Here is a 1,704-nt window from a genome sequence, read left to right as displayed (position 1 = left end):
CTGTTTCGGCAACGCTCTCTTCAATTGTTTCAACAATCTCCGATTCGACGATTGGCTCCTCACTGTCCGGGACCGCTTGGGCAACAACGGCAACACTGTTTTCAATCCCAGCAAGAACCTGCTCTAAGGAACCAGCCTGCTCCAGCCGCGAAGGAGCCACCAGATTTGGATCGTTAAGGACTGCATTGGCAGAATCCCTGGCTAATCCGGTCAAAGCAGCATCGGAGCTGATGTCCTCAACCTCCGTCATTGTCTCTGCCACCTTACCCAGAGCCGCTAACTGAGCAGCTGTTGAATCCAATAGAGGGCTCTCTCCACCACTGAGCACCTGTAGCACTGTCTCCACTGTTTTGGCTACACGCAGCAGGCTTCCGGGTGAGCCGGCAGGGTCCGCAATATCAGTATTCCATCCGCCGATCTCATCGAGCTTGGCTTTGAGTTCTGGTTGAGTAGTAACCAGTGTCGTCAATGGAGTGATATTGACCGACTGCTGGCCTTCTTCAGGCATGGGAGCCAACATCGGCAGTGCAGGGACTTCTTCTCCGGCAGAGTTGGTCACCGTGCCACCTTTTGAGAAAAAGACAAAGCCACTGTAGCCACTGCTCAAAGTGTAACCACCACCAGTATCAGAGACAGCAGTTACCTCCCCAGGATCCTGTTGCAGGTTCCCAATTTCAGAGTCGGTGCGGATAATGTCGGCAACCACCGTTGCCCCTTTGACATAGTCCTGAGCCAGTTTGCCACTAAAAGCGGTGAGGTTGTCCTGCACAGGCACCTCAACCAGAACTTCAACTTCAACAATCACAATCTCAGGCTCAGGTGTTTTTACTTCTGTAAAAGATGGCTCAGTAAAGGAACTGCTTTCACTTTTTCCATCACCACCAGAGCAGGCCACTAACAAAAACGTCAGGCTGACAAAGAGTCGATTGCTCCACGAATACATGAGCGTCATTAGCGGTATTCGATCCAGATCTGCCAAGCCGGCTTGCTGAGAATTTCAGCATTGGTGCCGTCTCCATAGCGGATCTGCAACGAGTCCATACGTTGCTGCCAGCGAGTCCCCAGCAGCCAGTTTTCGGCAATTCTAAACACGGGAGAGAGTTCATAGCCCCAAAGGAACTGACCATTACCGATGGTCTCAGAATACTGGACTTCTCCTGAAACTTTCTGGTGTCGGTAGCTGAGTCGGTCTTCCTGCCAGCCCAGCAGGACCATTAACTGCAGCCGCAACCAGTATTGATGACCAAGCTCTACCCCACTGTTGAACCCGAATTGCCACTGCTCACGCTCTAGCTTTCCAGCTACATCACCAATCTGGGCCTGGCCCTCTTCACGCAGCCAGTGCTGCTGAAGTCCGTAGACTGTACCCCAGGGACCGACCAGTTGATAACGAGCCCCCAGCGATTGACCTTGAAGTGCTACCTCATAACCGCGCTCTGAATAGTTAGCCTCAGTTGCTCCAGCAAAGACTTGCCATCCAGGTTCAGTGCTTATTTTAAGTGTTGGCTCCTCAGGTGTTGTCTTCATGATTTTCTGCTGAGCGGCAGGCTCAGCAGCTTTGGGCTCAACCTGCTTACTCTTAGCTTTGATCTCCGGTGGTTCTACCGGCTGGATCTCTGGCTCTATCAGTCTCTGCTCCACAACAGGTTCGGATGACTCTTGTTCAACTGAAGATTCTTTTTTCTCTTCTTTCTGTATGGGCTG

At 51.9% G+C, this 1,704-nt stretch carries 2 protein-coding genes; both read right to left on the bottom strand.

What is annotated here, in order from left to right:
- A partial coding sequence (locus P8O70_06725; GenBank protein ID MDG2196569.1) for a hypothetical protein occupies positions 1–979 on the bottom strand: 979 nt, incomplete at its 3' end.
- Positions 952–1,704: hypothetical protein (locus P8O70_06720; protein ID MDG2196568.1), on the bottom strand; the 753-nt coding region annotated here is incomplete at its 5' end. The genes P8O70_06725 and P8O70_06720, both read right to left, overlap by 28 nt.

Source organism: SAR324 cluster bacterium (genome assembly GCA_029245725.1).
Lineage (GTDB): Bacteria > SAR324 > SAR324 > SAR324 > NAC60-12 > JCVI-SCAAA005.
This window is presented reverse-complemented; position numbering and strand designations above follow the sequence as displayed.